Source organism: Pantoea sp. y20 (genome assembly GCF_054903455.1).
Map to the genome: position 1 here is coordinate 1279401 of NZ_CM142816.1, position 26324 is coordinate 1305724.

Sequence of the window (26324 nt, forward strand, 5' to 3'; positions counted from 1 at the left end):
CGGAGATCATCATGAGACTCGAATTTTCAATCTATCGTTACAACCCGGAAGTCGATGCCAAGCCGCGCATGCAGGAGTACACCCTGGAGTCGGAAGATGGTCGCGACATGATGCTGTTGGATGCGCTGATCCGTTTGAAAGAGAAAGACCCTACGCTGGCTTTTCGTCGCTCTTGCCGTGAAGGCGTGTGCGGTTCAGATGGTCTGAACATGAACGGTAAAAATGGTCTGGCGTGTATCACGCCGATCTCTGCGCTGGGCAACGGTTCGAAGAAAATTGTTATCCGTCCACTGCCAGGTTTGCCGGTGATCCGCGACCTCGTGGTAGACATGGGACAATTCTATGCACAGTATGAGAAGATTAAGCCTTTCCTGTTGAATAATGGGGAAAATCCACCGGCGCGCGAGCATTTACAGAGCCCAGCCGAGCGTGAGCATCTGGACGGTTTGTATGAGTGTATTCTCTGCGCCTGTTGCTCAACGTCGTGCCCGTCGTTCTGGTGGAATCCGGACAAGTTTGTCGGTCCGGCTGGCCTGCTGGCCGCTTACCGTTTCCTGATCGACAGCCGCGACACGGAAACCAATGCGCGTCTCGACAATCTCAACGATGCTTTCAGTGTTTTCCGCTGTCACAGCATCATGAACTGTGTGAGCGTGTGCCCGAAAGGCCTAAACCCAACGCGCGCCATCGGCCATATTAAGTCGATGCTGCTGCAACGCGGGGCCTAACAGAAAAAGTCACTCTCCGGGAACCTGGGTTCCCGGATGTTTACGGAAGCCTCTATAAGCGCGGTGCTGACCACGCTTATAAAGGTTCCCTTACGAGCCAGGCGCCGGTAGCGCACAGGTTCGTATCGCTGAACTCACTACGGCAAGCCGCGTAAGCGGTAAAAAATGAAACCTCATAAAAAGCAGATTAATGCTTAAGGGATCACAATGCAGAACAGCGCGATGAAACCCTGGCTGGACTCCTCCTGGCTGGCCGGCGCGAACCAATCTTACATAGAGCAGCTCTATGAGGATTTCCTGACCGATCCTGACTCAGTTGATGACATGTGGCGCGAGCTGTTCCAACAGCTGCCGGGCACTGGCGTGAAACCTGAGCAATTTCACTCCACCACGCGTGACTACTTCCGCCGCCTGGCTAAAGACGCCACGCGTTACACATCAACCGTGACCGATCCGGCAACCAACTCCAAACAGGTAAAAGTGCTGCAGCTGATTAATGCGTTCCGCTTCCGCGGCCATCAGCATGCCAACCTCGATCCGCTTGGCCTGTGGAAACAGGACACGGTAGCCGACCTCGATCCGGCTTATCACGATCTGACCGACGCCGATTTTCAGGAAAGCTTTAACGTAGGCTCTTTTGCTATCGGCAAAGAGACCATGAAGCTGGCCGATCTGTTTGCGGCGCTGCAGCAGACTTACTGTGGCTCGATTGGTGCTGAGTACATGCACATCAACAACACCGACGAGAAGCGCTGGATTCAGCAGCGTCTGGAATCGGTGGTGGGCCACGCGTCTTTCAGCAGTGACGAGAAAAAAGGTTTCCTGAAAGAGCTGACCGCGGCAGAAGGCCTGGAAAAATATCTGGGTGCAAAATTCCCGGGTGCGAAGCGCTTCTCGCTGGAAGGCGGCGATGCACTGGTGCCCATGCTGCGCGAGATGATTCGTCACGCGGGCAAGAGCGGTACGCGCGAAGTGGTGCTGGGTATGGCGCACCGCGGTCGTCTCAACGTACTGATCAACGTATTAGGTAAGAAGCCGCAGGATCTGTTCGACGAATTCTCCGGCAAGCACAAAGAACACCTCGGCACCGGCGACGTGAAGTACCACATGGGCTTCTCGTCTGACGTGGAAACCGAAGGCGGCTTAGTGCACCTGGCGCTGGCGTTCAACCCGTCGCATCTGGAAATCGTAAGCCCGGTAGTGATGGGTTCGGTGCGTGCGCGTCTGGATCGTCTGGCTGAGCCAAGCAGCAACAAAGTTCTGCCTATCACCATTCACGGTGATGCCGCTGTTATTGGTCAGGGCGTGGTGCAGGAAACCCTGAACATGTCGCAGGCGCGTGGCTACGAAGTGGGCGGTACCGTTCGCATCGTGATCAACAACCAGGTTGGTTTCACCACCTCCAACCCGAAAGATGCGCGCTCTACGCCGTACTGTACGGATATCGGCAAGATGGTGCTGGCACCGATTTTCCACGTTAACGCGGACGATCCAGAAGCAGTCGCCTTTGTGACTCGCCTGGCGCTGGATTATCGCAACACCTTTAAACGTGATGTCTTCATCGACCTGGTATGCTATCGCCGTCACGGCCACAACGAAGCCGACGAGCCAAGTGCAACGCAGCCGTTGATGTACCAGAAAATCAAAAAGCATCCGACGCCGCGTAAACTCTATGCCGATCAGCTGGAAAGCGAAGGCGTAGCGACCAGCGAAGATGCCACTGAGATGGTCAATCTCTATCGCGACGCGCTGGATGAAGGCGAATGCGTGGTGCCAGAGTGGCGTCCGATGAGCCTGCACTCATTCACCTGGTCGCCGTATCTGAACCACGAGTGGGACGAAAGCTACCCGGCGACCGTGGAACTGAAACGCCTGCAGGAACTGGCGCGCCGCATCAGCAGCGTACCGGAATCGGTAGAAGTGCAGTCTCGCGTTGCCAAGATCTACAACGATCGCAAAGAGATGGCCGAAGGCAACAAAGCGTTCGACTGGGGCGGTGCAGAAAACCTCGCCTATGCCACGCTGGTTGACGAGGGGATTCCGGTGCGTCTTTCCGGTGAAGATACCGGTCGCGGGACCTTCTTCCACCGTCATGCGGTAATCCACAACCAGACCAACGGCTCAACCTACACGCCGCTGCACCATGTCCATAACGGCCAGGGTCAGTTCAAAGTGTGGGATTCCGTGCTGTCTGAAGAAGCGGTACTGGCTTTCGAATACGGTTATGCCACCGCAGAACCGCGCGTGCTGACCATCTGGGAAGCGCAGTTCGGCGATTTCGCCAATGGCGCGCAGGTCGTGATCGACCAGTTCATCAGCTCCGGCGAACAGAAATGGGGCCGTATGTGTGGCCTGGTCATGTTGCTACCGCACGGTTATGAAGGTCAGGGTCCTGAGCACTCCTCAGCGCGTCTGGAGCGTTATCTGCAACTCTGTGCTGAACAGAACATGCAGGTGTGCGTGCCTTCTACGCCAGCGCAGGTTTACCACATGCTGCGTCGTCAGGCGCTGCGCGGTATGCGCCGTCCGCTGATCGTCATGTCACCGAAATCACTGCTGCGTCATCCGCTGGCGATTTCCAGCCTGGAAGAGTTGGCCACAGGCAGCTTCCAGCCAGCGATTGGTGAGATCGACGATCTCGATCCACAACAGGTAAAACGCGTGGTGCTGTGTTCGGGCAAGGTTTATTACGATCTGCTGGAGCAGCGTCGTAAAAACGAGCAGACCGACGTGGCCATCGTGCGTATCGAACAACTCTATCCGTTCCCGCACAAAGTCGTGCAGGACGTATTGAAAAACTATGCTCATGTGCAGGATTTCGTGTGGTGTCAGGAAGAGCCGCTGAATCAGGGCGCATGGTATTGCAGTCAGCATCATTTCCGCGAAGTGGTTCCATTTGGTGCGTCACTGCGTTATGCAGGCCGTCCGGCTTCTGCTTCACCGGCCGTGGGCTACATGTCCGTACATCAAAAACAGCAGCAAGACCTGGTTAATGACGCGCTGAACCTTGGTTAATAAAAAGGAAAGAAAATGAGTAGCGTAGAAATTCTCGTTCCCGATTTGCCTGAATCCGTAGCGGACGCAACGGTTGCAACCTGGCACAAAAAACCTGGCGACTCTGTGAGCCGCGATGAAGTACTGGTAGAGATTGAAACTGACAAAGTGGTTCTGGAAGTGCCTGCTTCAGCGGATGGCATCCTGGAAGCCGTGCTGGAAGAGGAAGGCGCTACCGTCACTTCTCGTCAGATTCTGGGCCGTCTGAAAGAGGGCAACAGCGGCGGGAAAGAGACTGCGGCCAAAGCGGAAAGCAATGAATCTACACCGGCACAGCGCCAGACCGCTTCGCTGGAAGAAGAGAGCAACGATGCGCTCAGCCCAGCGGTACGCCGGCTGATTGCTGAAAACAACCTCGATGCCAGCCAGATCAAAGGCACCGGCGTTGGTGGCCGTCTGACGCGTGAAGATGTGGAAAAACATCTGGCGAAGAAAGCTGATGGTGGCAAAGCTGCACCGGCTGCAGCGCCAGCCGCTGCTGCACCGCAGGCCGCTGTGGCTAACCGCAGCGAAAAACGCGTACCGATGACGCGTCTGCGTAAGCGTGTTGCCGAGCGTCTGCTGGAAGCGAAAAACAGCACCGCGATGTTGACCACGTTCAACGAAATCAACATGAAGCCAATCATGGATCTGCGCAAGCAGTACGGCGACGCGTTCGAGAAACGCCACGGCGTGCGTCTGGGCTTCATGTCCTTCTACATCAAAGCGGTAGTGGAAGCGCTGAAACGCTTCCCGGAAGTGAACGCGTCTATTGATGGCGAAGATGTGGTTTACCACAACTATTTCGATGTGAGCATTGCGGTTTCTACCCCGCGTGGTCTGGTTACGCCGGTGCTGAAAGATGTTGATGCACTGAGCATGGCCGACATTGAGAAGAAAATTAAAGAGCTGGCGGTGAAAGGCCGTGACGGCAAGTTGACGGTTGAAGAGCTGACCGGCGGTAACTTCACCATCACCAACGGTGGTGTGTTTGGTTCGCTGATGTCTACGCCAATCATCAACCCGCCGCAGAGCGCGATTCTCGGCATGCACGCCATCAAAGATCGCCCAATGGCGGTTAATGGTCAGGTTGTGATTCTGCCAATGATGTATCTGGCGCTCTCTTACGATCACCGTTTGATTGATGGTCGTGAATCCGTTGGCTATCTGGTGGCGGTGAAAGAGATGCTGGAAGATCCAGCTCGCCTGCTGCTGGACGTCTAATTTCGCCGGGCGCGCGGTATGAAGGCGCGCCCAAACTCATACCTGAATGGATAGAACATCATGAATTTACATGAATACCAGGCGAAGCAGCTGTTTGCACGCTATGGCATGCCAGCACCGACAGGCTACGCCTGCACCACGCCACGTGAAGCTGAAGAAGCCGCGTCTAAAATTGGCGCAGGTCCGTGGGTAGTGAAATGTCAGGTTCATGCCGGTGGCCGCGGTAAAGCGGGCGGCGTGAAAGTGGTGAACAGCAAAGAAGACATTCGTGCTTTTGCTGAACACTGGCTGGGCAAACGTCTGGTGACCTATCAAACTGATGCGCACGGTCAGCCGGTAAACCAGATTCTGGTTGAAGCCGCGACGGATATCGATCAGGAGCTGTATCTGGGTGCGGTTGTTGACCGTGCTACCCGTCGTGTCATCTTCATGGCTTCGACAGAAGGCGGCGTTGAGATTGAGAAAGTGGCAGAAGAAACGCCACACTTGATCCACAAGATGGCGCTCGATCCATTAGCGGGTCCACAGCCGTATCAGGGCCGCGAGTTGGCGTTCAAACTCGGCCTGACCGGCAAGCAAGTTAGCCAGTTCACCAAAATCTTCATGGGCCTGGCGACCATGTTCCTTGAGCGCGATCTGGCGATGGTTGAGATCAACCCGCTGGTGATCACCAAGCAGGGCGATCTGATCTGCCTCGACGGCAAACTGGGCGCGGACGGTAACGCACTGTTCCGTCAGCCGGAACTGCGTGAAATGCGCGATCCGAGCCAGGAAGATCCACGTGAAGCCCACGCAACGCAGTGGGAACTGAACTACGTTGCGCTGGATGGCAACATCGGCTGTATGGTGAACGGCGCCGGTCTGGCTATGGGCACCATGGACATCGTGAAACACCACGGTGGTGAGCCAGCAAACTTCCTGGACGTTGGCGGCGGCGCAACCAAAGAGCGCGTCACCGAAGCCTTCAAAATCATCCTGTCTGACGATGCGGTGAAAGCTGTGTTCGTTAACATCTTCGGCGGCATTGTGCGTTGCGATCTGATCGCAGACGGCATCATCGGTGCCGTGGCAGAAGTGGGTGTCAACGTGCCGGTTGTGGTACGTCTGGAAGGTAACAACGCCGAGCTGGGCGCTAAGAAATTGGCGGACAGCGGTCTGAACATCATTGCAGCAACCAGCCTGACAGACGCTGCACAGCGTGTTGTAGCTGCAGCGGAGGGTAAATAATGTCCATTTTGATCGACAAAAACACCAAAGTCATTTGCCAGGGGTTCACCGGTGGTCAAGGGACGTTCCACTCTGAGCAGGCGCTGGCTTACGGTACGCAGCTGGTTGGCGGTGTAACGCCAGGCAAAGGCGGCACCACGCATCTCGGCCTGCCGGTGTTCAACACCGTACGTGAAGCAGTAGAAGCCACCGGCGCAACCGCCACCGTGATCTACGTTCCAGCGCCGTTCTGCAAAGACGGTATCCTGGAAGCGATCGATGCGGGCATTAAACTGATCATCACCATCACCGAAGGTATCCCAACGCTGGATATGCTGACCGTGAAAGTGAAGCTGGATGAAGCTGGCGTGCGCATGATCGGCCCGAACTGCCCAGGCGTGATCACGCCAGGCGAATGTAAGATCGGTATCATGCCAGGCCACATTCACCAGCCAGGCCGCGTCGGTATCGTATCGCGTTCAGGTACGCTGACTTATGAAGCCGTTAAGCAGACCACTGACATCGGCTACGGCCAGTCAACCTGCGTAGGTATCGGTGGTGACCCGATCCCTGGCTCTAACTTCATCGATATCCTGAAATTATTCCAGGAAGATCCACAGACCGAAGCGATCGTGATGATCGGTGAGATCGGTGGTAGCGCGGAAGAAGAAGCAGCAGCTTACATCAAAGCACACGTGACCAAGCCGGTTGTCGGCTACATCGCCGGTGTGACTGCACCGAAAGGCAAACGTATGGGCCACGCAGGCGCCATCATTGCCGGTGGTAAAGGTACCGCTGATGAGAAATTTGCTGCGCTGGAAGCGGCCGGTGTGAAAACCGTACGCAGCCTGGCAGACATTGGTGACGCGGTTAAAGCGGTTTTACCACTCAAATAAGCCAATACAGACTGACAATGAAAAGCCACCTTCGGGTGGCTTTTTTTTGGTAATAACCCGCCTGAAAGAGAGGGAAAAAGCGCAACGGCTTCAAAAAATTGCGGCTATGCTTACTCTGTCATCAAGGTAAAGAAGGGAAAAGGCGCTGGATTTTTGTCAAGCAATTGGCGTGCGGCTTTCCAAAATGAGGTTAAATAATTGCGGAAAAGGTAATTATATTCTTAATAATATGATGATGTTGTGACATCTAATTAACAACCACTGTAACACTACATATCTGGAAATTTATTGTCTTAATCTAGATCAATAATTGGCGACTTATAGGAAACTTTACCGCTAGCAAAAGGCCGACTAACCGGTATAAATTGCGCTGCATCAATTCAGTCTTCGTCATAATTTATCAGGAGTTTGTGCCAGGCGTTGTTATATCAATTCTGCCGCCTCCTCGTGTTACTCCTGCTTTAAATTGACTGAAAAGATCGGTTTTTAAGGGAATTTTATCACTGTTACTCGCTCTCTTCGGGCAACAGCTTTCTCTGTTCTATCAGTAACAAAACTGGAATCAATAATCAGTCGTTCCTGAATCTTGTTCTGCGCGTCAATGTCTGTTGTTTGCCGTTGTCATCCGCAGGGTAAGTTCATGCGAGGAGCAAGGAGTCATCATGTTAGATATTGTCGAGCTGTCGCGTTTACAGTTTGCCCTGACGGCGATGTACCATTTCCTGTTCGTGCCATTAACGCTGGGTATGGCGTTTTTATTGGCGATCATGGAAACGGTATATGTCCTGACGGGGAAACAAATTTATAAAGATATGACCAAGTTCTGGGGCAAGTTGTTTGGTATTAACTTTGCACTCGGCGTGGCTACCGGCCTGACCATGGAATTCCAGTTCGGTACCAACTGGTCATATTATTCACACTATGTCGGCGATATCTTCGGTGCGCCGCTCGCCATCGAAGGTTTAATGGCGTTCTTCCTCGAATCCACCTTTGTTGGCCTGTTCTTCTTCGGCTGGGATCGCCTCGGTAAGGTGCAACACCTTGCGGTGACCTGGCTGGTGGCGCTCGGTTCGAACATGTCCGCGCTGTGGATTCTGGTGGCGAACGGCTGGATGCAAAACCCCATTGCATCGGAATTCAATTTCGAAACCATGCGTATGGAGATGTTGAGTTTCTCCGAGCTGGTGCTGAACCCGGTTGCGCAGGTGAAGTTTGTCCATACCGTGGCCGCCGGTTACACCACGGGCGCGATGTTCATCCTTGGTATCAGCGCATGGTATCTGCTGAAAGGGCGCGACATTGCTTTCGCTAAACGCTCTTTCGCCATCGCAGCCAGTTTCGGTATGGCGGCGATTCTGTCAGTGATCGTACTGGGTGACGAATCCGGTTATGAAATCGGTGACGTGCAGAAAACCAAACTGGCGGCAATTGAAGCGGAATGGGAAACCCAACCGGCTCCGGCTGCATTTACGCTGTTTGGTATTCCGGATCAGGAGACGCAGGAGAACAAATATGCGATTCAGATTCCGTATCTGCTCGGCCTGATCGCCACGCGTTCAGTGGATACGCCGGTCACCGGTTTGAAAGAACTGCTGGCACAACATGAAGTGCGTATTCGTAACGGCATGAAAGCCTACGCGCTGCTGAACGAACTGCGTGGTGGCAGTAAAGATCCTGAGGTGCGCAGCCAGTTTGAAGCCAGCAAACAGGATCTCGGTTATGGCCTGCTGCTGAAGCGCTATACGCCGGATGTGGCTAACGCCAGCGAAGAGCAGATTCAGAAAGCGACACAGGATTCGATCCCACGCGTTGCGCCACTGTACTTCGCCTTCCGCATCATGGTGCTGGGCGGTGTGCTGATGCTGGGCATTATTGCGCTCTCCTTCTGGAGCGTGATTCGTAACCGTATCGGTAAGTCTCGCTGGTTACTGAAAGCCGCGTTGTACGGCATTCCGTTACCGTGGATTGCGATTGAAGCGGGTTGGTTCGTTGCCGAGTATGGTCGCCAGCCGTGGGCAATTGGTGAGGTGCTGCCAACCGCGGTCGCTAACTCCTCATTGACCGTTGGCGATCTGCTGTTCTCAATGACGCTGATTTGCGGTCTCTACACCTTGTTCCTCGTGGCGGAAATGTACCTGATGTTCAAGTTCGCGCGCCTCGGTCCAAGCAGCCTGAAAACCGGCCGCTATCATCATGAAACGCTGAAGACATCATCTCAGCCAGCGCGTGGATAAGGAGAGCGACCATGTTTGATTACGAAGTATTGCGCTTTGTCTGGTGGCTGCTGATTGGCGTGTTGCTGATCGGTTTCGCGGTCACCGATGGCTTTGATATGGGCGTTGGTATGCTGACGCGCATTCTGGGTCGTACTGATACCGAACGTCGCATCATGATTAATACCATTGCGCCGCACTGGGACGGAAACCAGGTTTGGCTGATCACCGCCGGTGGCGCGCTGTTTGCCGCCTGGCCAATGGTATATGCCGCGGCGTTCTCAGGATTCTACGTGGCGATGATTCTGGTGCTGGCTTCACTGTTCTTCCGTCCGGTTGGATTTGATTACCGTTCAAAGATTGAAGATATGCGCTGGCGCGGCATGTGGGATTGGGGCATTTTCATCGGCAGCTTTGTTCCGCCGCTGGTGATTGGTGTGGCGTTCGGCAACCTGCTGCAAGGGGTGCCGTTCCACGCTGACGAATATCTGCGTCTCTTCTATACCGGCAATTTCTTCCAACTGCTGAATCCTTTTGGCTTGCTGGCGGGTGTGGTGAGTGTGGCGATGATCCTGACGCAGGGCGCAACCTATCTGCAGATGCGGACTGCTGGTGAACTGCACGTCCGCAGCCGCAGCACCGCGCAAATCTCGGCGCTGGTAATGATGGTGTGCTTCATTCTCGCGGGCGTGTGGGTGAAATACGGCATTGACGGTTATGTGCTGAAAAGCGTTATCGATCATCACGCGGCATCCAACCCGTTGGGTAAAGATGTGGTGCGTGAAGCCGGTGCGTGGATGGTGAACTTCGAGCAGATGCCAGTGCTGTGGCTGTTCCCGCTGTTGGGCGTGGTGTTGCCGCTGCTGACCGTTCTCTGCTCGCGTATCGAGAAGGGCGCTCTGGCGTTTATCTCGTCTTCATTGACCTTAGCTTGCGTGATCATGACGGCCGGGATTGCGATGTTCCCCTTCATCATGCCATCCAGCACCGTGCCGGGCATCAGCCTGACCATGTGGGATGCCACGTCTAGCCTGCTGACGCTGAAAGTGATGACCATTGCCGCCATCATCTTTGTACCGATTATCCTGGCGTACACCGCGTGGTGTTATTACAAGATGTTTGGCCGTATCACCAAAGAACACATTGAGAGCAATACGCACTCCCTGTACTGATTAAGGAGATTGAGCATGTGGTATTTTGCCTGGATTCTTGGCACCTTGCTGGCCTGTGCGTTCGGTGTGATTACGGCGCTGGCGCTGGAGCACGTTGAAGAGAGCAGCGCGAAGGACGAGCAAGTCTGATGCGCGCACTGATTCAGACGCTTTATCGTCTGATGGACAAGGGCCCGCTTCGGGCCCTTTCGCTAATCCTCGCGCTGTGGCTGGCGGGCTGTGTCATTTGGCAGCCTTCACGCTTTGCCGCGCGTACCAGTGATTTAGCGATATGGCATGGAATGCTGCTGATTTGGGCCGTTTGTACCGGCGTGATTCACGGCACTGGATTTCGCCCTCAGCGCCTGCGCTGGCAAGCGCTCTTCTCGCCGTTGCCCGCGATGATAGTTTTAGTAGCAGGAATTTTCTGGTTCTACTATTAAGTCCAGGCTCTGGACTTAAAAAACGCCGCAATTTCAGACGCTGACGTGAGGTTTTGTCAGCGTCCGGTCAAGAAACATCCTATAAATCCTTCCAGTTGTTAACCTGTGATAATTATTTTCTCGCGGCGTCAGCGGACCATTCCCAAGCCGATCTCTCTTGCGTATAGTAGCAACGTTTAAAATGAGACCGGGATGTAGAGTGAGTACAACGCTGTTTCGCTGGCCGGTTCGTGTCTATTACGAAGACACCGATGCCGGTGGTGTGGTTTACCACGCCAGTTATCTTGCTTTCTATGAACGAGCACGTACCGAAATGTTGCGCCAGCACCATTTCAATCAGCAGGTCCTGTTGGAAGAGCAGGTGGCTTTTGTGGTACGACGCATGACGATCGATTTTGTTGCGGCTGCACGTCTGGACGATCTTTTGGAAATTCAAACAGAAGTGACCTCAATGACGCGTGCAACGATGACGTTCTCGCAGCGTATCGTGAATGCAGAAGGCAAAGTGCTAAATGAAGCAGAAGTCCTGATTGCCTGCATCAACCCACATCTAATGAAGCCAATTGCGCTTCCCAAGTCTATTGTCGCGGAGTTCAAGCAGTGACTGACATGAATGTTCTTGATTTGTTCCTGAAGGCGAGCCTTCTGGTCAAACTTATCATGTTGATTTTGATCGGCTTTTCTATTGCCTCATGGGCGATCATTATTCAGCGTACGCGCATTTTGAATGCGGCGGGGCGCGAAGCCGAAGCGTTTGAAGATAAGTTCTGGTCGGGTATCGAGCTGTCACGCCTGTATCAGGAAAGCCAGGGACGCCGCGATGAACTGAGCGGATCTGAGCAAATTTTCTATTCGGGTTTCAAAGAGTTTGCGCGTTTGCATCGTGCTAACAACCATGCGCCTGAAGCGGTTGTTGAGGGCGCGAGCCGTGCGATGCGTATCTCCTTCAATCGTGAACTGGAAACGCTGGAAACTCACATTCCTTTCCTTGGCACCGTTGGCTCCATCAGTCCGTATATCGGTCTGTTTGGTACGGTGTGGGGGATCATGCACGCCTTTATCGCCCTCGGTGCGGTAAAACAGGCCACGCTGCAGATGGTTGCACCGGGTATTGCCGAAGCGTTGATCGCGACCGCAATCGGTCTGTTTGCGGCCATTCCTGCCGTTATGGCGTACAACCGTCTGAACCAGCGCGTTAACAAGCTGGAACAGGGCTACGATAACTTCATGGAAGAGTTCACGGCTATCCTGCATCGTCAGGCTTTCTCCACCGACAACACGAAGTAAGTCGAGGTTTACGATGGCCAGAACCCGTGGTCGCGGTAAACGCGACCTTAAGTCGGAAATCAACATTGTTCCACTGCTGGACGTGCTGTTGGTGTTGCTGCTCATCTTTATGGCAACCGCGCCGATTATTACCCAGAGCGTGGAAGTGGATCTGCCGGATGCGACAGATTCAAAAACCGTCTCAACTGATGATAATCCACCGGTGATTGTTGAAGTGTCTGGTGTTGGCCAGTACAGCCTGGTGGTGGATCACGATCGTATGACGCAGTTACCGCCGGAGCAGGTGGTGAGCGAAGCGCAGCGCCGGATTGAAGCCAATCCGAAAACGGTCTTCCTGATCGGCGGTGCGAAAGACGTCCCTTACGACGAAATCATCAAGGCGCTGAACCTGTTACATCAGGCAGGCGTGAAATCTGTCGGTTTGATGACGCAGCCGATTTAAAGCGAACCGTTTTTTGGGAACCGAGTGTGTCGAAGGCAACCGAGCAGAACGACAAGTTAAAGCGCGCGATAATCGTTTCGGTGATTCTGCACATCGTGCTGATCGCCCTACTGATTTGGAGCTCGTTTAACGAAAAAATCGAATCCAGCGGCGGTGGCGGTGGCAGTGATATTGACGCAGTGATGGTCGATTCCGGCGCCGTGGTTGAGCAGTATAACCGCCAGCAGAATCAGCAACGAGACAGTCAGCGCGCCGAGCAGCAGCGTCAGAAGCAGTCGCAGCAGCAGGCCGAAGAGTTACAGCAGAAACAAGCTGCTGAGCAGCAGCGCCTGAAAGAGATGGAAAAAGAGCGCTTGCAGGCCCAGCAGGAAGCCAAAGAGCAGGCGAAGCAGCAGGCCGAGCAGCAGAAAGCCGCTGAAGCCGCCGCTAAGCAAGCCCAGGAACAGCAGAAAACTGCCGAAGCCGCCGCAGCGAAAGCCAAGGCTGATGCCAAAGCGCAAGCCGATGCGCAGGCAAAAGCAGCGGCTGACGCCAAAGCCAAAGTGCTAGAAGAAGCCAAGCAAGCCGCAGCTGACGCGAAGAAGAAAGCAGAAGAGCAGGCGAAAGCCGCTGCCGCTGAAGCAGCGAAAGAGAAAGCGGCGCAGCAGGCAAAAGCGGCCGCAGAATCGAAAGCCAAAGCGGATGCTGAAGCCAAAGCGCAGGCTGCTGCCGATGCCAAGGCGAAAGCGGCTCAGGAAGCCCAAGAGGCTAAAGAGCAAGCGGCTGCTGAGGCAAAAGAAAAAGCCGCAACAGAAGCGAAAGAGAAGGCTGCTGCCGAGGCGAAAGCCAAGGCCGATGCGGCTGCTAAGGCCAAAGCGGATGCAAAAGCGAAAGCGGCTGCGGATGCCAAAAAAGCCGCTGCGGAAGCTGCGAAGAATGAAAATGCGGTTGATGACCTGTTAGGTGGTTTGTCTTCTGGTAAGAATGCACCGAAAAGCGGCACCGCATCGGGTGGCGCTGCAGGGCAGGGCAATCAGAAAAAAGCGGGCGCATCAGGCGCAGAAATCAATAATTATCTGGGGCAAGTGGTCGGGGCGATTCAGAGCCGTTTCTACGATGCAGATTTGTACAAAGGTAAAGAGTGTAACCTGCGTATTAAACTGGCACCGGATGGTTTGCTGATTGACGTTAAATCGGAAGGTGGCGACCCCGCCTTGTGTCAGGCGGCAATTGCTGCCGCGAAGCAGGCGCGGATTCCGAAGCCGCCTTCGCAGGCGGTGTATGAAGTGTTTAAAAACGCACCGATGCGTTTCAAACCAGAATAATGCAGTAACGTACGGCAGGTTGAACTAAGGTTAGCTTGCCATACTCTATGAGTACTCGTGTTTTTCAGGAACTGTGCGAATTATCATGAACCTCTGGTTCAGGTAAGGGAGAAAAAATGAAGCAGGCACTTCGTGTAACCTTAGGTTTTTTTGTACTGCTGTGGGCAGCAATGCTTCATGCAGAAGTCCGTATTGAAATTACGCAGGGCGTTAACACCGCACGTCCTATTGGTGTGGTTCCGTTCCAGTGGGCTGGCCCAGGCGCGGCACCAGAAGACATCGGCGGGATCGTCTCTGCTGACTTACGTAACAGCGGTAAATTTAATCCGCTCGATCGTTCTCGTCTGCCACAACAGCCAGCCAGCGCGCAGGAAGTTCAACCTGCCGCATGGAGCGCATTGGGTATTGATGCGGTCGTAGTTGGTCAGGTAACGCCTAACGCTGACGGCAGCTATCAAGTTGCCTATCAGCTGGTGGACACCGGCGGCGCGCCAGGCACCGTGCTGGCGCAGAACTCTTATAAAGTGACTAAGCAGTGGCTGCGTTACGCAGCGCACACCGCCAGTGACGAAGTGTTCGAAAAGCTGACCGGCATCAAAGGCGCATTCCGTACCCGCATTGCCTATGTGGTGCAGACCAATGGCGGTCAGTTCCCGTATGAGTTGCGCGTGTCGGATTACGATGGCTACAACCAGTTTGTGGTTCACCGTTCACCGCAGCCATTAATGTCTCCGGCCTGGTCGCCAGATGGCAGCAAAGTGGCTTACGTGACCTTCGAAAGCGGCAAATCTGCGCTGGTGGTTCAGACGCTGTCTAACGGTGCAATCCGTCAGGTGGCTTCTTATCCGCGTCATAACGGTGCGCCAGCCTTCTCACCTGACGGTTCTAAACTGGCCTTCGCGCTGTCGAAAACCGGTAGCCTGAACCTGTATGTGATGGATCTGGCTTCTGGTCAGACGCGTCAGGTGACCGATGGTCGCTACAACAGCACTGAACCAACGTGGTTCCCGGACAGCCAGACACTGGCTTACACCTCGGATCAGGCCGGTGCGCCCCAGATTTATAAAGTTGGTATCAACGGCGGTGCGCCACAACGTATTACCTGGGAAGGTGCGCAAAACCAGGATGCGGATGTGTCAACCGACGGCAAAACTATGGTGATGATCAGCAGCGCCGGTGGCGCTCAGCACGTCGCCAAACAGGATCTGGTAACGGGAGCCGTTCAAACAATAACGGACACGTTCCTGGATGAAACGCCGAGTCTGGCGCCAAACGGCACAATGGTAATCTATAGCTCTACTCAGGGGATGGGTTCCGTGTTGCAGTTGGTCTCAACCGACGGGCGTTTCAAAGCGCGTCTTCCGGCAACTGATGGACAGGTCAAATTCCCTGCCTGGTCGCCGTATCTGTGATGCATAGGTCCCCTGCACGGCGGGGGATTAAAATGTATGGCAAACAAAATAATAGGATAAAGAAATGCAACTGAACAAAGTGCTGAAGGGTTTGATGCTGGCTCTGCCGGTTATCGCAGTAGCTGCATGTAGCTCACACAAAAACAACAACAACGATCAGACTGGCATGGGCGCTAACGACGGTGCTTATGGTGCTGGTCAGAACGGCGGTAACATGTCTTCTGATGAACAAGCGCGCCTGCAGATGCAGCAGCTGCAGCAGAACAACATCGTTTACTTCGGTCTGGACAAATATGACGTGGCTTCTGACTACGCTCAGATGCTGGATCAGCACGCTGCATTCCTGCGTGGCAACCCGTCTTACAAAGTGACCATCGAAGGTCATGCGGATGAGCGCGGTACCCCAGAATACAACATCGCCTTGGGCGAACGTCGTGCAAGCGCCGTTAAGATGTATCTGCAAGGCAAAGGCGTTTCTGCTGACCAGATGTCTATCGTTTCTTACGGTAAAGAAAAACCAGCTGTACTGGGTCATGACGAAGCGGCTTACGCTAAAAACCGTCGTGCCGTACTGGTTTACTAAGAAAATATCATGATGAGTAACTTCAGACTTCATCTATTGAGTCTGTCGTTACTGGTTGGTTTAGCGGCTCCTTTGGGGGCCGCTAATGCCCAGGCGTCAATCAGTAGCGTTGGCTCAGGCTCGGTCGAAGACCGCGTCACCACTCTTGAACGTATCTCTAATGCCCAGGCTCAGCTTTTGCAGCAATTGCAGCAGCAGATGAGCGACAACCAAAGCGATATCGATTCGCTGCGCGGGCAAATCCAGCAAAACAGCTATCAGCTTAATCAGGTGATTGAGCGCCAGAAGCAGCTCTATCAGCAAATCGACAGCCTTAGCTCCGGCAGTAACGGTGCGCAGGCGAGCGGTGGTGCTGATGCCGCTGCAGCGGGCGCTGCGGCTTCTGCGGATAGCGGTAGCAGCGCCAGTTCGGCCGCGCCAGCGCAAACCGGCGATGCCAACACGGATTACAATGCTGCGGTTGCGCTGATTCTGGAGAAGAAGCAGTACGATCAGGCGATCACTGCCCTGCAGGCTTGGGTGAAGAAGTATCCTGATTCTACCTATCAGCCGAATGCCAATTACTGGCTGGGTCAGCTGTTTTACAACAAGGGCAAAAAAGACGATTCGGCCTATTATTTTGCCACTGTGGTAAAAAATTACGCGAAATCGCCAAAAGCCCCGGAAGCGCTGTTTAAGGTTGGTGTGATCATGCAAGAGAAGAACGACACGGCGAAAGCCAAGGCTGTCTTCCAGCAAGTGATCAAACAATTCCCAAATAGTGATTCTGCCAAGCAGGCGCAAAAACGCCTTGCCGGGTTGTAATTTGTGCCTAAAAGACCGGATTTCGTGTGATTTCTGGTCTTACAGCATGAAAGGTAAGCAATTGAGACATTTAGTGGAAAATAAGGGTTGCGCCCTCCCGCTAAATCAGTAATATATGCCGCCGTTGCCGGGACATATCTTAACAAGTATCGGCAGCACTGAAGATGGGTCGTTAGCTCAGTTGGTAGAGCAGTTGACTTTTAATCAATTGGTCGCAGGTTCGAATCCTGCACGACCCACCATCTCAACCCGTTGTTAGTGAGATGATTTCTTCAGTAAGCTTCACAACCTTGATGGGTCGTTAGCTCAGTTGGTAGAGCAGTTGACTTTTAATCAATTGGTCGCAGGTTCGAATCCTGCACGACCCACCATCAAGTAAAGGTTGTAAGCCCCACAGCGGGTCGTTAGCTCAGTTGGTAGAGCAGTTGACTTTTAATCAATTGGTCGCAGGTTCGAATCCTGCACGACCCACCAGTTATGTAGAAAGGCGCCCTAAAGGCGCCTTTTTGCTTTTCTACGCTAGGTGGATTTGCTTTGAGATGGTGCACCGGCCAGATAAGGCGGGGCGGATCGCGAAGAAACCTCACATCCCTGTGGATCGGCCTCGCAAGTCCTCGCCTCATCCATGAGGCTCGCCCGCAAGCGGGCAACGCTTCGCGTTGTGCAAAAACGCTCCCGGCGTTTTTGTCCATGGCTCGGACGCTTCGCTCCTCCTGCTCCCGCCTTTTCTGGCCCTTATGCTTTGTCGTTGCTTGAAATAATCACACGCATACTGAACGAAGACGAAAGGACCGGGCGGTGGAGTAAAGCTTCCGGCGCATGGATGCGCCGGCAGAGCCTACAGGGATGTATCCACGGCGACTTTACGGAACCGCCCGGTCCTTCCGGCTGGTTGGCAAGCTTTTAAGCTAAATCTATTTTTTAAACTTAACCGGCGTCAGACTTTTCCAGATATGCAGCACCGCATAGCTGCGCCATGGCCGCCAAACCTGCGATAACTGCTCCGCTACTTTGGCACTCACGCCGCCGAGATTATTACGAATCGCAATATCCTCTTTGGGAAACGCATCAGGCCAGCGCAGCGCGCGCATGGCGATATAACTTGCCGTCCACGGCCCAATGCCTTTTAGCGCCAGTAACTGCTGCTGAACCACGTCTGGATTCACCGCACCGTTAAAGCGTAATGCGCCGGAAGCACAGGCCTGCGCCAACGCCTGAATGGCATGTGAACGCGCACTGACGATTCCCAGGCTGGCAATATCATCGATGCTCGCCGCCGCTAGCGACTCCGCATTTGGCGGCAAACGCGAAAGTTCTGACCACGGCGTTACCAGCGGTTCACCAAAGCGCTGTGCCATTCGGCTGCTTAGCGTGGTTGCGGCTTTCACGGTAACCTGCTGCCCGAGTATCGCGCGCACACCCAACTCAAAGCCGTCAAACGCACCAGGAACGCGTAAGCCGGGAAAGCGCGATAAGCTCTCGGCTAAAAGCGGATCGTGGCTTAGATGCTCAGCTATGCGCTGTGGCTGCGCATCCAAATCAAATAGATCGCGTAGCCGACGCAGCAAAGCGGGCAGCACTGGCGTCAGCGACGTTGTGAATTGCACCTTCAGCGACTGTTTACCCGCAACATGGCTCACGCGCACCCAGCCGCGACAGTTGCCCAGCGCCACGGTGCGGTGATACATGCCCTCGTTCACCCATTCCACTTCCTTCATCACGCGCTGTTGCAGGAAATCGAGCATCGCATCCCAATCGTAAGGCGGCCGATAACTCAGGCGCAGTTCGGCGCTCTCCTGCGTGGTTTTCACGGCGTCGGGTTGATTCTGCTTGCGCAGGCGGGAGGGCGTCATGCGATAGCGCGCCTGGAACACATCGTTAAAGCGCCTCAAACTGCGGAAGCCGCTGGCGTAAGCAATTTCCGTGACCGGCAGAGAGGTTTCTGTCAGAAGTTGCTTGGCTAGCAGCATACGACGTGTCTGACGCAGCTCTAAAGGCGATACGCCGAGCTCCTGCTGCACCACGCGACGCAATTGACGTTCACTGAGGTCAAACTCGCCAGCGATGTCTGCCAGCGTCTCCTGCTCTTCCAGCAAGCCCTCTTCGATGCGGCGAATTAAACGATCGGCAATGCGGTGATGGCTATCCACCGGCGCAGAGCCGGGCGCCAGTTCCGGACGGCAGCGTAAACACGGGCGGAAGTGCGCTTTCTCGGCGGCCTCTGCGCTGCTAAAAAACAGGCAGTTCTTCTGCATCGGCGCTTTCACTGGACAAATGGGGCGGCAATAGATGCCGGTGGATGTCACGCCAACAAAAAACAGCCCGTCGAAGCGGCTATCGCGCGACGTCAGCGCCTGGTACGCAATTTCAGCATCAAACATCATCGTCTCCGGCAAATAAACGGCATAGTCGCGCAAGCTGAACAGGAAAACTCGCTGCTTTCGGACAGCTAACCAGTTTATGCTGATGACCGAAAACAGCCAGTTTCCTGCGGCGGAAATGCGATAATCGCCAGCAGAGAATATGCCGGAGGTGCACCATGTATCATGCCAAAATCATCGCGACGCCCGTTGGTGAGCTCACGCTTGTTGCCACCGATAAAGGATTGTCGGCGATTCTGTGGGAAAACGAAGGGGCGCAGCGCGTGCCGCTGAAGCCGATCAGCCGTAACGATCAGCATCCGATTCTGTGTGAGGCCGAACGCCAGCTGCGCGAATATTTCGCCGGTGAGCGTCAGCAGTTTGATATGCCGTACGACACCGTCGGCACCGAGTTCCAGAAAAAAGTGTGGCAGGCGCTGCTCACCATCCCGTTTGGAGAAACGCGCAGCTACCAGCAAATCGCCGAGCAGATCGGCAATCCGAAAGCGGTGCGCGCCGTGGGCGCAGCGAACGGTAAAAATCCGCTGTCGATTATGGCGCCGTGCCATCGCGTGATTGGCAGCAACGGCAAACTCACCGGTTTTGCAGGCGGACTCACCGTTAAAGCCTTCCTGCTGGAGCTGGAAAGTCCGCAGAAAACGTTGAGCAGCGCTTTGTTGCTGTAGAGCGCGCAAAAAAGAGACGACACTCTCGCGCAATTCCGCTATCGTGTTTAGCATATAAAACACGATAGCGGTTTTGATGCCGAATCATTGCCGTAACAGGCAATTTTGTTAAATTGAGAAAACGAGAGCCGTGTCATGAGCCTGATGTTCGATCCTGAAAGCGCGATCTATCCTTTCCCGCCGAAACCGGCACGTCTCAGCGACGATGAAAAAGCCCACTACAAAAACAAAATAAAACGCTTGCTGAAAGAACGCGATGCGGTGATGGTGGCGCATTACTACACCGATCCCGAAATTCAGGCGCTGGCGGAAGAGACCGGCGGCTGCGTATCGGACTCACTGGAAATGGCCCGTTTCGGCAGTACTCATCCCGCTAAAACCTTGCTGGTGGCGGGCGTGCGTTTTATGGGTGAAACCGCAAAAATCCTTAGCCCGGAAAAAACCGTGCTGATGCCCACCTTGCAGGCGGAATGCTCGCTCGATCTCGGTTGCCCAATTGAAGAGTTTAACCGCTTCTGCGATCAGCATCCCGATCGCACTGTGGTGGTGTATGCCAACACCTCGGCGGCGGTTAAAGCGCGTGCGGATTGGGTCGTCACCTCGAGCATCGCGGTTGAGCTGATTGAGCATCTTGACAGCCTCGGCGAGAAAATCATCTGGGCACCGGATCGCCATCTCGGCCGCTACGTCACGCAAAAATCCGGCGCGGATGTGCTGTGCTGGCAGGGCGCCTGTATTGTGCATGACGAATTCAAAACACAGGCTTTGCAACGCATGAAGGCGCTCTATCCGCATGCGGCTGTGCTGGTGCATCCTGAATCACCGCAGGCGATTGTCGATCTGGCTGATGCGGTGGGATCCACCAGTCAGCTGATTCAGGCGGCGCAAAGTTTGCCGCATCCGCAGATGATCGTCGCCACCGATCGCGGCATCTTCTACAAAATGCAGCAGGCGGTGCCGAACAAAGAGTTGCTGGAAGCGCCCACCGCAGGCGAGGGCGCCACCTGCCGCAGCTGTGCGCACTGTCCTTGGATGGCGATGAACGGCCTGAAAGCGATTGCCGAAGGACTGGAGCGTGGCGGCAGCGCGCATGAGATCCATGTGGATAGCGCGTTGCGTGAGGCCGCGTTGCTACCGCTCAACCGCATGCTATCCTTTGCTGCAGATCTCAAACTTAAAATCAAAGGGAATGCATGACGGGCTCCCGTTACACAGGCACCTTATATGGACTTCTTTAGCACGCAAAATATTCTGGTTCACATTCCGCTCGGCGTTGGCGGCTACGATCTCTCATGGATCGAAGCCGTTGGCACCCTTGCGGGCCTGCTGTGCATCTGGCTCGCCAGCCTTGAGAAAATCATCAACTACTTTTTCGGGCTGATAAACGTCACGCTGTTCGCGGTGATTTTCTTCCAGATTCAGCTCTACGCCAGCTTGTTGCTGCAACTGTTCTTCTTCGTCGCCAACGTTTACGGCTGGTACGCGTGGAGTCGGCAAACCTCTAACAACGAAACGGAGCTGAGAATTCGCTGGCTGCCGCTGCCGAAAGCATTGGGCTGGGGCGCGGCGTGCGTGGTGGCGATTGCGCTGATGACGGTGTACATCGATCCGGTCTTTGCTTTCCTGACCAAAACAGCGGTCGGCATTATGCAGAGTCTGGGGCTTAACGTGGCGATGCCGCAACTGCAGCCTGACGCGTTCCCGTTCTGGGATTCGTGCATGATGGTGCTGTCGATTGTGGCGATGATTTTTATGACGCGTAAATACGTTGAGAACTGGCTGCTTTGGGTGGTGATCAACGTTATCAGCGTGATGATCTTTGCGCGTCAGGGCGTTTATGCCATGTCACTGGAGTACGCGATTCTGACGCTGATTGCGCTCAACGGTTCGCGCCTGTGGATGCAAAGCGCACGCGAACATGGCTCGCGCGCGCTGTCCCATCAGTGATGATGAGCGTGACCTTCAAGCGCAGCATGATCGTGGTGATCGTGCTGCGCGGCGTTGTTATCTAAACCCAACTCGCAGTCCGGCCCGCTGCACGGCTGATATTCCATCTGCACCGTGGCGTGGGCAATCTGATAGTGCTCATGCAAATAGTGGTGAATGCGCTTAAGCAGGCCGTCGTGATCGTATGGCGGAATCACCTGCACATGCAGCGTCAGCACCGGTTTTTCACCCACTTGCCACAAATGAACGTGATGCACGTTACGTACTTCATCGATATTGCGCGTCAGCTCGCGTGACAGTTTATCCGCGTTGATATGGCCCGGCGCACCTTCCAGCAATTCATGCAGACTCTCGCGCAGCAGCGACCAGGCGCTGCGTACCACCAGCAATGACACCAGCAGCGACAGAATCGGATCGATCGGCGTCCAGCCGGTCAGCATAATGATCACCGCCGCGACAATCGCACCAACCGAACCCAGCAAATCGCCCAGCACATGCAATGCCGCCGCACGCACGTTGAGATTCTTCTCTTCGCTGCCGCGATGCAGCAGCCAGAACGACAGCAGATTGGCCAGCAAACCGGCAATGGCGATGCCGAGCATCAATCCGCCGGCAATCGGCTGGGGTTCATAGAAGCGACGCAGCGCTTCCCAGACAATCAGCACCGTAATCACCAGCAGCGCAATGGCATTGACGAACGCCGCTAAGGTGGTGAGACGCAGCAAGCCGAAGGTATGGCGCGCGTTAGGCTTGCGCTGAGCAAACTGCACCGCGAGTAACGCCATCAGCAGCGCGGCGGCATCGGTCAACATATGTCCGGCATCGGCCAGCAGCGCCAGCGAGCCAGAAACCAGCCCGCCGATCACTTCGGCCACCATAAACAGCGCCGTTACGCCAAACGCCGCGGCCAGTCGTTTGTGGTTGCCGTTAGCGGTCCCGTGAGAATGCGTGTGTGCCATAATTATCCAGTTGTTTAAGTAACCTGTTTGTTAATGATATCAGTAAATTGAGATCATCAAGCGGCAACTGCTGCTGTTTAACCTGCTCAATCAACTGCTGACAGCGCTCGGCTACCTCATCAATGCCCAGCATCAACCAGCTGCCCTTCATGCGGTGTGCAGCCTGTTCCAGCGCCGTCCAATTTTGTGTATCGCGCGCGTTCAACAGCAAATCCCGATCCTGTTGCAGCGTGCGCTGCAAGGTTTGACAGATGCGCGGAATAAATGCCTGATTATCCTGCGCCAGAATCAGTAAGCTGTTTGGCAAGACATCCAATGGATCTTTTACTGCGCGCGCCAGCAGCGGTGCCAGATGATCGAGTTCAATGGGTTTGAGCAGCAGAGCTTCGTCATCCAGCAAGGCGATTTTCAGCAACTGAACATCCGCAGAGCAGAGCACGCGCAGCGAGGTGCTGCCGCGCTGGCGCTGACGACGGCGCAGAATACGCAGCAGCGTTAAACCATCCGGGCGCGGCATCATCTGGTCGATAAACAGAATATCGAAGGCGCGCTGAGCATCGGCGCGCAGCAGCGCTCGGCCCTCTTCAAATACCTGCGCCTCAACGCCAAACATCGCCAGCTGCTGCTGCATCACCAAAAGATTGGTCGGGTGATCGTCCACAATCGCCACGCGCAGCTGCGGGTAAACAGGCCAGCTGGCTGTGCGCTCGGTTAACGGCTCTTCGCTCACCACTAATGGCAACTGCACGCTGACCGTGGTGCCGCTGCCCGGTGCTGAAGTGAGCGTTAGCGTACCGCCCATTCGTTGCACAATCTCGCGACAGATAAACAAACCTAAGCCGCTGCCTTGCACCGCATGGCTTTTGCCGGACGGCGCCTGATACCACGGCTCAAACAGTTTTGCCTGCTCGTTAAGCGGGATGCCGCTGCCGGTGTCGGTGACCGTAAGCTGGATGTGCTCACTGACCGCCAGCGACAGGCGCACTTCGCCTTCGCGGGTAAACTTAAGGGCGTTGGCCACCAGATTATTCACTACCTGCTGCAGGCGATCGCCATCCAGCAACACGCTGGCAGGCAGCGGCGTTAGCGCTTCGGCAATCAGGTTCGGCCCGGCATCGCGCATTAAGGGATGATAAAACTGCTGCTGTTGCTGCAGCCAGAGCGTCAGATTGAGCGGGCGCGGTGCCAGACGGAAGCTCTGGCTCTCAATACGCGCGTGATCCTGCAAGTCGTTCAATAGCGCCATCAGCGACCGCGCGCTGCTGTGCATCAGCGCCAGCCGTTCACTCGGATGCTGCTGCTGTTCCAGCTCCAGCAAACCGAGTATCGCCTGCATCGGCGTGCGCAGTTCGTGGCTGGCAGTGGCAAGAAACTGGCTTTTGGCGGCATTGGCGCGTTCGGCCTGCTCACGCTGCAATCGGTCACGACGCTGCTGCCAGTAACGACGCGCCAGCAAGCCCAACAGCAACAGAATAATTACGCCTGCCGCAAGCAAAATCATCAGCGGAATATTGCGCATCGCCATCGTCGTGCCGGGCTGCGGCGGCTGTGACCAGCTGACGCGCATCTGGTTGAGCGTATCAGGCGGGATTTGCTGCAATGCATGGTCGAGCAGGGCGCGCAGCTCAGGCTGTTCAGCACTGACCTGCGGCGCCAGCGGCCAGGCGATATCGCTGGCAGCAAACGCCAGATGCACACGATTATCTTCGTGACTCGCCATACGCCAGCGGGCAGAGAGCACGTTATCTACCAGCGCATCGATCTGACCGTTATTCAGCGCTTGCCACAGCTGCGTCCGATCGTCGAACGGCTGCGGCGTAATACCTGACGGCAGCAAACGTATGGCGAGATCGTCGCGTAATACGCCCACGCGCTGGCCTTGTAGCGATTGCCAGTTCATTGGCTGATGCGTGGCAAGCGTGTAAATGCCCCAAATGGCGCGCCATACCGGCAAAGTATTGCTGCCGGGATCGTCGCCATACAGCGGCTGCAACAGGTTGAACATCACCTGCTGTTGCTGCAGTAGCGTGGCGGCCTGCTGCGGATTGTTGACCCAGCGCGGGGTAAAACGCAGGCCGGTACTTTGGCTCAGCGCGTTCAGCATGTCGATGCCGAAGCCGCGCGCGTTGCCGCTGCTGTCGCGATAGCTCCAGGGCGCGTTATCCGCTTCAACCGCATACGGAATCTCAGTATGTTGCGCCAGCCACTGTTTTTCGCTGGCCGACAGCATCAGGGTTTGCGTGTCCTGATAACGCAGCAGCGGCGGGCTCCAGCGCTGCTGGACGCGACTGCTGAACTCGGCGGGCAGCAGACGCAGCTGGCTGTTAAGCCAGTGGATCAGCGCGGCATTGCGCGTCATTGCGCGTAGCGTTAATTCGCCCGCGCCAGGATCGGCAGTGATTTGGTAAATTTGTCCTTGCTGCAGCTGGCCCAGCAAGAAACCGGCGCTGGCTTCATCGGCGACCAGATAATCGCTTTGCTGATTGAGCAGCGCATACAGCGCCTGCAGATCGCCCGGCAAGGTGTGCCAGCGATGCTGCTGCACAAATTCAGTGGGCAACTGCGCCAGCGTCGCTTCGGCAATGGTGAGCTGCGCGGTTTCGCTATTGAACATCACCGCGCGCTGATTATCCCGGTTACGATAAATGCGAATCGGGCTGCTGTACCAGCTGTCGCTGAGCAGCACATCGGATGGGAGCTGGGCATGTTGATTACTCAACACCAAATCCACCTCGCCGCGCTGCAAGGCTGCCAGTTGCTGCGCGCGATCGGCATAGCTTTGCAGCGTGAAATGCGTACCGGTCAACTGGCTTAGGGCGCTGAGATAGTCGGCGTCGATGCCCCAGAGGTGATCGCCAATGCGCATCGCCCAGGGTGCGCTGTTTTGTGCCGGCACCGCGACGCGCAACGTTGCGCCAGGCCACGGCTCGGCGTGTGGGGCTGGCATCATCGCAGGTAACATCACGCTGCTGGCGGGTTGCAGATCGGCTTTCGCCATCACACTCAGCAGCAGCGTACACAGCAGCAAACAGATCCTCACTGCTGCGCTTTCCACAGCTCAGCCAGCTCAACCACCGACTGTACGCCGGTTTTCTCCAGGATGTTCTTCTTGTGGGTGCTAACGGTTTTATTGCTGATATGCAGCTGTTCGCCAATCTGCAGATTCGAGAGGCCGCGCACCAGCAACGCTACAATCTGCTGCTCTTTCTCGGTTAACGGCAGTTCGATACGTTCCGGCAGCGGCGGAAAAGCCTGCTGGCCGCCTAGCACCGCCAGAATCGCGCTCAGCAGTTGCGCCATGCTTTGGCTTTTCACCACGTAACCAGCAGCGCCAAGCGACACGGCGCTGAGCAGCGTGTGGCGGCTCTGCTGCGCGGAATAGATCAACACCGGGCAGTGCTGATTACGCATGCGCAACCGGCGCAGCAGTTCGAGTCCGTCGCAATCGGGTAAACCGATATCCAGCACAATTAAATCGATGGGATGTTGTTGAAGCAGTTGGCGCGCCTGCGCTTCGTCGCCAGCGGCGTGAATGTTCAACGTGATAGGAGCGTTAACGCAAGCCGCTTCCAGTGCGACGGCAACTAACGGGTGATCATCAATAAGCAGCAATGAAGCCATGAAATAGTTCCTGTGAATTTCATTG

Annotated in this window: 23 protein-coding genes and 3 tRNA genes; 22 read left to right on the forward strand and 4 right to left on the reverse strand. The window is 55.2% G+C overall.

The features are described from left to right. The first annotated feature begins 11 nt into the window (after positions 1–11). The 19 genes from ACYAC5_RS05915 to ACYAC5_RS06005 all read left to right on the forward strand — a co-directional run bounded on the left by ACYAC5_RS05915 (position 12) and on the right by ACYAC5_RS06005 (position 17200). Positions 12–728, forward strand: a complete 717-nt coding sequence (locus ACYAC5_RS05915) for a succinate dehydrogenase iron-sulfur subunit (protein WP_007890649.1) — start codon at positions 12–14, stop codon at positions 726–728. Positions 729–935: 207 nt separating this feature from the next. Continuing rightward, positions 936–3743 carry a 2-oxoglutarate dehydrogenase E1 component gene (sucA, locus tag ACYAC5_RS05920; protein ID WP_110865741.1) on the forward strand — a complete coding sequence of 936 codons (2808 nt, stop codon included), beginning with the start codon at positions 936–938 and terminating at the stop codon, positions 3741–3743. Between the two features lie 15 nt (positions 3744–3758). After that, on the forward strand, positions 3759–4985 hold the full coding sequence (gene odhB / locus ACYAC5_RS05925) for a 2-oxoglutarate dehydrogenase complex dihydrolipoyllysine-residue succinyltransferase (RefSeq protein ID WP_101763215.1): 1227 nt from the start codon (positions 3759–3761) through the stop codon (positions 4983–4985). 60 nt (positions 4986–5045) lie between these two features. Further along, a complete protein-coding gene (sucC, locus tag ACYAC5_RS05930; RefSeq protein ID WP_007890646.1) occupies positions 5046–6212 on the forward strand; it encodes an ADP-forming succinate--CoA ligase subunit beta in 1167 nt (388 codons plus the stop codon). Next, the gene (sucD, locus tag ACYAC5_RS05935) at positions 6212–7087 is read left to right on the forward strand and encodes a succinate--CoA ligase subunit alpha (RefSeq protein WP_110865742.1); all 876 of its coding nucleotides are present in this window, start codon (positions 6212–6214) and stop codon (positions 7085–7087) included. Before sucC ends, sucD begins: the two co-directional genes overlap by 1 nt. A gap of 662 nt (positions 7088–7749) precedes the next feature. Next, positions 7750–9321, forward strand: coding sequence for a cytochrome ubiquinol oxidase subunit I (cydA, locus tag ACYAC5_RS05940; protein ID WP_101763213.1), 1572 nt, complete (start codon positions 7750–7752; stop codon positions 9319–9321). 11 nt (positions 9322–9332) lie between these two features. Then, a complete protein-coding gene (cydB, locus tag ACYAC5_RS05945) occupies positions 9333–10472 on the forward strand; it encodes a cytochrome d ubiquinol oxidase subunit II (RefSeq protein ID WP_192236625.1) in 1140 nt (379 codons plus the stop codon). A gap of 15 nt (positions 10473–10487) precedes the next feature. Continuing rightward, positions 10488–10601, forward strand: coding sequence for a cytochrome bd-I oxidase subunit CydX (gene cydX / locus ACYAC5_RS05950; protein WP_007890642.1), 114 nt, complete (start codon positions 10488–10490; stop codon positions 10599–10601). After that, positions 10601–10894, forward strand: a complete 294-nt coding sequence (ybgE, locus tag ACYAC5_RS05955) for a cyd operon protein YbgE (RefSeq protein WP_192414186.1) — start codon at positions 10601–10603, stop codon at positions 10892–10894. Before cydX ends, ybgE begins: the two co-directional genes overlap by 1 nt. Before the next feature lie 199 nt (positions 10895–11093). Continuing rightward, complete coding sequence (ybgC, locus tag ACYAC5_RS05960) at positions 11094–11498, forward strand: tol-pal system-associated acyl-CoA thioesterase (protein WP_008107385.1); 405 nt, start codon at positions 11094–11096, stop codon at positions 11496–11498. After that, positions 11495–12181, forward strand: a complete 687-nt coding sequence (gene tolQ, locus ACYAC5_RS05965; RefSeq protein ID WP_101763210.1) for a Tol-Pal system protein TolQ — start codon at positions 11495–11497, stop codon at positions 12179–12181. Before ybgC ends, tolQ begins: the two co-directional genes overlap by 4 nt. A gap of 13 nt (positions 12182–12194) precedes the next feature. Further along, entirely contained in the window at positions 12195–12623 is a 429-nt protein-coding gene (gene tolR, locus ACYAC5_RS05970; RefSeq protein ID WP_008107389.1) for a colicin uptake protein TolR, read from the forward strand. A gap of 26 nt (positions 12624–12649) precedes the next feature. Beyond that, positions 12650–13927 carry a cell envelope integrity protein TolA gene (gene tolA, locus ACYAC5_RS05975; protein WP_462062579.1) on the forward strand — a complete coding sequence of 426 codons (1278 nt, stop codon included), beginning with the start codon at positions 12650–12652 and terminating at the stop codon, positions 13925–13927. 116 nt (positions 13928–14043) lie between these two features. After that, positions 14044–15339, forward strand: coding sequence for a Tol-Pal system beta propeller repeat protein TolB (tolB, locus tag ACYAC5_RS05980; RefSeq protein ID WP_101763208.1), 1296 nt, complete (start codon positions 14044–14046; stop codon positions 15337–15339). Between the two features lie 64 nt (positions 15340–15403). Beyond that, positions 15404–15922, forward strand: a complete 519-nt coding sequence (gene pal, locus ACYAC5_RS05985) for a peptidoglycan-associated lipoprotein Pal (protein ID WP_101763207.1) — start codon at positions 15404–15406, stop codon at positions 15920–15922. A 9-nt stretch (positions 15923–15931) separates the two neighbouring features. Continuing rightward, positions 15932–16726 carry a cell division protein CpoB gene (gene cpoB / locus ACYAC5_RS05990; RefSeq protein WP_110865745.1) on the forward strand — a complete coding sequence of 265 codons (795 nt, stop codon included), beginning with the start codon at positions 15932–15934 and terminating at the stop codon, positions 16724–16726. A 166-nt stretch (positions 16727–16892) separates the two neighbouring features. Continuing rightward, a tRNA-Lys gene (locus tag ACYAC5_RS05995) sits at positions 16893–16968 on the forward strand. Between the two features lie 53 nt (positions 16969–17021). Next, positions 17022–17097: transfer RNA gene (locus tag ACYAC5_RS06000), tRNA-Lys, on the forward strand. Between the two features lie 27 nt (positions 17098–17124). Then, a tRNA-Lys gene (locus ACYAC5_RS06005) sits at positions 17125–17200 on the forward strand. Between the two features lie 440 nt (positions 17201–17640). On the opposite strand, the gene ACYAC5_RS06010 is transcribed toward ACYAC5_RS06005, so the two are convergent. Then, positions 17641–19107 (reverse strand): AlkA N-terminal domain-containing protein, encoded by a 1467-nt coding sequence (locus tag ACYAC5_RS06010; protein WP_312464859.1) that lies wholly within the window; start codon positions 19105–19107, stop codon positions 17641–17643. A 158-nt stretch (positions 19108–19265) separates the two neighbouring features. Between ACYAC5_RS06010 and ACYAC5_RS06015 the strand changes: the two genes are divergently transcribed. The 3 genes from ACYAC5_RS06015 (at position 19266) to pnuC (ending at position 21719) form a co-directional block, all read left to right on the forward strand. Then, entirely contained in the window at positions 19266–19772 is a 507-nt protein-coding gene (locus ACYAC5_RS06015) for a methylated-DNA--[protein]-cysteine S-methyltransferase (protein WP_110865747.1), read from the forward strand. Between the two features lie 135 nt (positions 19773–19907). Beyond that, on the forward strand, positions 19908–20969 hold the full coding sequence (gene nadA / locus ACYAC5_RS06020) for a quinolinate synthase NadA (protein ID WP_101763203.1): 1062 nt from the start codon (positions 19908–19910) through the stop codon (positions 20967–20969). A gap of 27 nt (positions 20970–20996) precedes the next feature. Next, positions 20997–21719: a nicotinamide riboside transporter PnuC gene (pnuC, locus tag ACYAC5_RS06025; RefSeq protein WP_277974655.1), complete on the forward strand. Its 723-nt coding sequence runs from the start codon at positions 20997–20999 to the stop codon at positions 21717–21719. Here the strand turns inward: pnuC and zitB are convergent. The 3 genes from zitB to ACYAC5_RS06040 are packed head-to-tail and all read right to left on the reverse strand — an operon-like array spanning position 21713 to position 26299. Beyond that, complete coding sequence (gene zitB, locus ACYAC5_RS06030) at positions 21713–22678, reverse strand: CDF family zinc transporter ZitB (RefSeq protein ID WP_462062580.1); 966 nt, start codon at positions 22676–22678, stop codon at positions 21713–21715. The genes pnuC and zitB overlap by 7 nt on opposite strands. After that, positions 22647–25733, reverse strand: coding sequence for an ATP-binding protein (locus ACYAC5_RS06035; protein WP_462062581.1), 3087 nt, complete (start codon positions 25731–25733; stop codon positions 22647–22649). The genes zitB and ACYAC5_RS06035 overlap by 32 nt, the downstream gene beginning before the upstream one ends. Beyond that, a complete protein-coding gene (locus ACYAC5_RS06040) occupies positions 25715–26299 on the reverse strand; it encodes a response regulator transcription factor (RefSeq protein WP_110865750.1) in 585 nt (194 codons plus the stop codon). Before ACYAC5_RS06040 ends, ACYAC5_RS06035 begins: the two co-directional genes overlap by 19 nt. Positions 26300–26324: the final 25 nt, after the last annotated feature.

What these genes read in the sequence shown, in the direction of transcription:
- tolR (WP_008107389.1), top strand. Translation starts at nt 12,195, where the DNA reads ATGGCCAGAACCCGTGGTCGCGGTAAACGCGACCTTAAGTCGGAAATC.
- cydA (WP_101763213.1), top strand. Translation starts at nt 7,750, where the DNA reads ATGTTAGATATTGTCGAGCTGTCGCGTTTACAGTTTGCCCTGACGGCG.
- ACYAC5_RS05915 (WP_007890649.1), top strand. Translation starts at nt 12, where the DNA reads ATGAGACTCGAATTTTCAATCTATCGTTACAACCCGGAAGTCGATGCC.
- zitB (WP_462062580.1), bottom strand. Translation starts at nt 22,678, where the DNA reads ATGGCACACACGCATTCTCACGGGACCGCTAACGGCAACCACAAACGA.
- cpoB (WP_110865745.1), top strand. Translation starts at nt 15,932, where the DNA reads ATGATGAGTAACTTCAGACTTCATCTATTGAGTCTGTCGTTACTGGTT.
- cydB (WP_192236625.1), top strand. Translation starts at nt 9,333, where the DNA reads ATGTTTGATTACGAAGTATTGCGCTTTGTCTGGTGGCTGCTGATTGGC.
- tolB (WP_101763208.1), top strand. Translation starts at nt 14,044, where the DNA reads ATGAAGCAGGCACTTCGTGTAACCTTAGGTTTTTTTGTACTGCTGTGG.
- cydX (WP_007890642.1), top strand. Translation starts at nt 10,488, where the DNA reads ATGTGGTATTTTGCCTGGATTCTTGGCACCTTGCTGGCCTGTGCGTTC.
- pal (WP_101763207.1), top strand. Translation starts at nt 15,404, where the DNA reads ATGCAACTGAACAAAGTGCTGAAGGGTTTGATGCTGGCTCTGCCGGTT.
- odhB (WP_101763215.1), top strand. Translation starts at nt 3,759, where the DNA reads ATGAGTAGCGTAGAAATTCTCGTTCCCGATTTGCCTGAATCCGTAGCG.
- pnuC (WP_277974655.1), top strand. Translation starts at nt 20,997, where the DNA reads ATGGACTTCTTTAGCACGCAAAATATTCTGGTTCACATTCCGCTCGGC.
- ACYAC5_RS06015 (WP_110865747.1), top strand. Translation starts at nt 19,266, where the DNA reads ATGTATCATGCCAAAATCATCGCGACGCCCGTTGGTGAGCTCACGCTT.
- ACYAC5_RS06010 (WP_312464859.1), bottom strand. Translation starts at nt 19,107, where the DNA reads ATGTTTGATGCTGAAATTGCGTACCAGGCGCTGACGTCGCGCGATAGC.
- nadA (WP_101763203.1), top strand. Translation starts at nt 19,908, where the DNA reads ATGAGCCTGATGTTCGATCCTGAAAGCGCGATCTATCCTTTCCCGCCG.
- sucC (WP_007890646.1), top strand. Translation starts at nt 5,046, where the DNA reads ATGAATTTACATGAATACCAGGCGAAGCAGCTGTTTGCACGCTATGGC.
- ybgE (WP_192414186.1), top strand. Translation starts at nt 10,601, where the DNA reads ATGCGCGCACTGATTCAGACGCTTTATCGTCTGATGGACAAGGGCCCG.
- sucD (WP_110865742.1), top strand. Translation starts at nt 6,212, where the DNA reads ATGTCCATTTTGATCGACAAAAACACCAAAGTCATTTGCCAGGGGTTC.
- sucA (WP_110865741.1), top strand. Translation starts at nt 936, where the DNA reads ATGCAGAACAGCGCGATGAAACCCTGGCTGGACTCCTCCTGGCTGGCC.
- ACYAC5_RS06040 (WP_110865750.1), bottom strand. Translation starts at nt 26,299, where the DNA reads ATGGCTTCATTGCTGCTTATTGATGATCACCCGTTAGTTGCCGTCGCA.